Here is a 3,218-nt window from a genome sequence, read left to right on the forward strand (position 1 = left end):
ACCGTGAACGCCATTGCGCCGAATGCGCCGGCGGGCGCAAGCCGCATGATCAGCGCGAGGATGCGGAACAGCACGTGCGCGATGCCATCGATGAATTCCTGTACCCGCTGGCCGGCGCTCCGGCTGGCGTTCAATGCGAAGCCGAACAGCAGGGCGAGCAGCAGGACCGGCAGCACCTCGCCTTTCTCGAAGGCGCCGACAAGCGTCTCCGGAATCACATGCAGCGCGAATTCGACGAGTCCGTGCGACTGCGTGCGCGTCGAATACTGGGCGAGAACGGCCGTGTCGAGATGATGCGCGTCGATGTGCAGTCCCGCGCCCGGGTGCAGCGCGAAAGCGGTCGCGAGCCCGAGGACGAGCGCAACGATGGTGAGAAAGTAGAACAACGCAAGCGCCTTCAGGATGGTCCGGCCGATCTTCGAGCCGCTCGAAAGCGACGTGATACCGGTGACGATCGTGCAGAAAACGATGGGTGCAATCATCATGCGCACCAGCGCGACGAATGCATCGCTAAGCGGCTTGAGCGATGCGCCGGTCTGTGGCCAGAAGTGGCCGACGGTCATGCCGAGCCCCATGCCGAGCAGGACCTGGACGTAAAGCAGATTGAAAGGCCTCGGCAATGTCATTTCGGGGTCTTCTTGGCCGCACCGGCCATGCCGCTGCGTTTCGTGTCGAGGATCGTCTGGTAGAACTGCTGCGCGGCTGGCGCAAGCGGACGGCCCCGGCGCCTCACGATACCGACTCGCCTCGTCACGACCGGATCGACGAGCGGCACGCTGGTCAGGATCGGATGGTCGCGCATGGGCATCGCCATCGAAGGCACGGCGGCCACGCCGAGCCCCGCTTCGATCAGGCCGAGCATGGTGGTGACGTGGCGCGTCTCGCAGACGCTCGGCACTTTCGGCGCTACGGTAGTCAACGCTTGATCGAGCAGCAAACGGTTGCCGGAAGTCTTGTCGACGGAAACGTATTCGTGTTCGTACAGCTCGCTCCACGACACACGGGTCTTCCGGGCAAGCGGATGATCGCGACGGCATGCGGCGACGAATCGTTCCTGCAGCAGGACCTTGAACTCGACCTCGGTCTCCTGGCTGCCCATGAAGCTCACGCCGAAATCGGCTTCACCGCTGATGACCGAGCCGAGCACTTCGTTCGCGCTCGAGTCGAGCAGCTTGACCCGGATGCGCGGATAGCGGGTGTGATAGGCAGCGACGACGCTCGGCAGGAAATAGTAGGCCACCGATGGCACGCACGCGATGGTCACATGACCCAGACGGCTGGTGGACACATCGCGGATGCCGAGCAACGCGACATCGAGGTCGTCGAGAAGCTGTTCCGCGCTCGGGGCGAACACGCGGCCTACCGTCGTGAGCGTGACACTGCGGGTGGTCCGCTCGAAGAGCCGCACGCCGAGCGCCGCTTCGAGCTTCTCGATGCGCCGGCTCAGCGCCGGCTGCGAGATGTTGACCGCGTCCGCCGCCTTGCGGAAGCTGCCCAACTCTACGACGGCTCGAAACGCCTGCAAATCGTTCAGATCGAAGTTGACGCCCACGAGTCGTGCTCCGCATATCAGATGCGGGTATTTTGCATGACGTGGCCCAGTGCGCCCATCGAGAACAACACTCGGTTGCGGGCAGGTACAGGCAGCGCGCGAAACACAAAAGGCCCCGTCCGGATCACTCCAGAACGGGGCCCTTGCTTTCCACTACCACTCTCGTAACCAGCATGTATTCCACTGAGAGGTAGCTTACGTGAAACGGATAGGGAGAAAAGCCGGAGACCGCACCAAACTGCACCGACTTTTCTCGGCGAGTTGGATCGTATGACATCCCTGCAATGAGGCTTTTCTCGAGGCGGCTTTGCGCGCCGACCGATGAGCTTGATAGGCAACCAGTCGTTTAGCTCTAAAACGAATAATCTTAAAATACCTGTATAGCGCGTAAAATGAAAATAGCTGTGTCACAGGTACACACAATGAACCGAACTATCGTCACTGCCATGCAACTGGGTCAGATATTACGGTCGGCCCGCCGAGCGAAGAAACTCTCCCAAGCACAGGCCGCGGCGCGCGTGAGGTTGAGCCAGAGCCGGCTATCCGCGCTTGAGCTGGACCCGGCGTCCATCACGACCGAGCAGCTCCTGGCCCTGTTGGGCCTTTATGAGCTCGATCTCACCGTGCAGTCACGCGCAACTGCTGCGCTATCCTCCGCGACCGAGTGGTAGCGATGGGACGAAAACTTCGACGCGCCGTAGAGACCGAAAAAAGGAAAGGTCACCCGGCCGAGGATCGAGCCGATATTGATGACCAGCCCTTCGCCCTGGCTTCTGAAGGCCGGCAACACCGCCCTCATTGTCCGTTGGATGCCAAATACGTTCACCTCGAACAGCGCGCGTGCCTGTTCCGTCGTGAACGCTTCAGAGATGCCCGCCGAGCGGATGCCAGCGTTGTTGACGAGGACGTCGAGACGTCCCGCCTTCGTCGACGACCCTGTTCACACCGCGCTCGACGGAGATGTCGTGCGTCACGTCGAGTTCGATGACATGAATTCCCCTGGCGCGCAGGGCCTCTGCATGAGGCCGGTTACGGTTGGCGACATCATGCATTGACGCGAAGACCCGGTGTCCGGCACAGGCGAGCGTCTCTGCCGTGTCGCGGCCGAAGCCGCTGCTGGTGCCGGTAATCAGGATGGTTTTTGACATGACGAGTTGTTTCGCTGGTCGATAGGCGCGGGAAGGCGCTGAAAGGATTACAAGGCCGTACGAACGGCCGATCACTATCGACCCGGGGTAACGGACGGTCGGCTCGAATTCCACGTTTCGCAAATGGCTTTAAAGAACCACGGCCGAACCCGGATCCGTGTGTCCGACGCGGGTAAGGTGAAACGTGCGACGCAATTCGAAGCCGAGACGCTGATACAAACCGATCGCAGACGTGTTGTCGCTGAAGACGTGCAGAAACGGCGTTTCGCTTCGTCGCTCGATTTCTTTACGCAAGACGTTGACGAGCCGGCCAGCAAGCCCTTTCCCGCGATAGTCGTCATCCACGCAAACGGCACTGATCTCGGCATATCCATCGACACGCATTCTTTCGCCGGCCATGGCGATGAGACGTCCCCGGTCGCGCATCCCGATGTAGCTGCCCATCTCGCCAGTTCGCCTGCCGAAAGGACCGGGCTTGGTCCGTTGAACCAGATCGAGCATATCGGCCGCATCCGCGT

6 protein-coding genes are annotated in these 3,218 nt (G+C 61.3%); 1 reads left to right on the forward strand and 5 read right to left on the reverse strand.

Annotated features, from left to right (window positions below):
• Both AWB67_RS35470 and AWB67_RS35475 read right to left on the reverse strand, forming a co-directional pair.
• The coding region (locus AWB67_RS35470) for a cation:dicarboxylate symporter family transporter (RefSeq protein ID WP_125477832.1) at positions 1 to 626 on the reverse strand (626 nt) is incomplete at its 3' end.
• Complete coding sequence (locus tag AWB67_RS35475) at positions 623 to 1,552, reverse strand: LysR family transcriptional regulator (RefSeq protein ID WP_087660563.1); 930 nt, start codon at positions 1,550 to 1,552, stop codon at positions 623 to 625. The genes AWB67_RS35475 and AWB67_RS35470, both read right to left, overlap by 4 nt.
• A gap of 446 nt (positions 1,553 to 1,998) precedes the next feature.
• On the opposite strand from AWB67_RS35475, the gene AWB67_RS35480 reads away from it, so the two are divergent.
• Positions 1,999 to 2,223, forward strand: a complete 225-nt coding sequence (locus AWB67_RS35480; protein WP_327367089.1) for a helix-turn-helix domain-containing protein — start codon at positions 1,999 to 2,001, stop codon at positions 2,221 to 2,223.
• Here AWB67_RS35480 and AWB67_RS42590 read toward each other — a convergent pair.
• From AWB67_RS42590 to AWB67_RS35490, 3 genes are all read right to left on the reverse strand, one after another.
• On the reverse strand, positions 2,157 to 2,438 hold the full coding sequence (locus AWB67_RS42590; protein ID WP_327367091.1) for an SDR family NAD(P)-dependent oxidoreductase: 282 nt from the start codon (positions 2,436 to 2,438) through the stop codon (positions 2,157 to 2,159). The two genes, AWB67_RS35480 and AWB67_RS42590, sit on opposite strands and share 67 nt — an antisense overlap.
• The gene (locus AWB67_RS42595) at positions 2,416 to 2,700 is read right to left on the reverse strand and encodes an SDR family NAD(P)-dependent oxidoreductase (protein ID WP_235025546.1); all 285 of its coding nucleotides are present in this window, start codon (positions 2,698 to 2,700) and stop codon (positions 2,416 to 2,418) included. Before AWB67_RS42595 ends, AWB67_RS42590 begins: the two co-directional genes overlap by 23 nt.
• 129 nt (positions 2,701 to 2,829) lie before the next feature.
• On the reverse strand, positions 2,830 to 3,218 hold a 389-nt coding region (locus AWB67_RS35490), incomplete at its 5' end, for a GNAT family N-acetyltransferase (protein WP_125477833.1).

Origin of the sequence: Caballeronia terrestris (genome assembly GCF_001544515.1) — a bacterium.
GTDB lineage: Bacteria > Pseudomonadota > Gammaproteobacteria > Burkholderiales > Burkholderiaceae > Caballeronia > Caballeronia terrestris.

Bases quoted from the DNA above. Each gene is read 5' to 3' on its own strand.
- AWB67_RS35480 (WP_327367089.1), top strand. From the start codon at position 1,999: ATGCAACTGGGTCAGATATTACGGTCGGCCCGCCGAGCGAAGAAACTC.
- AWB67_RS42595 (WP_235025546.1), bottom strand. From the start codon at position 2,700: ATGTCAAAAACCATCCTGATTACCGGCACCAGCAGCGGCTTCGGCCGC.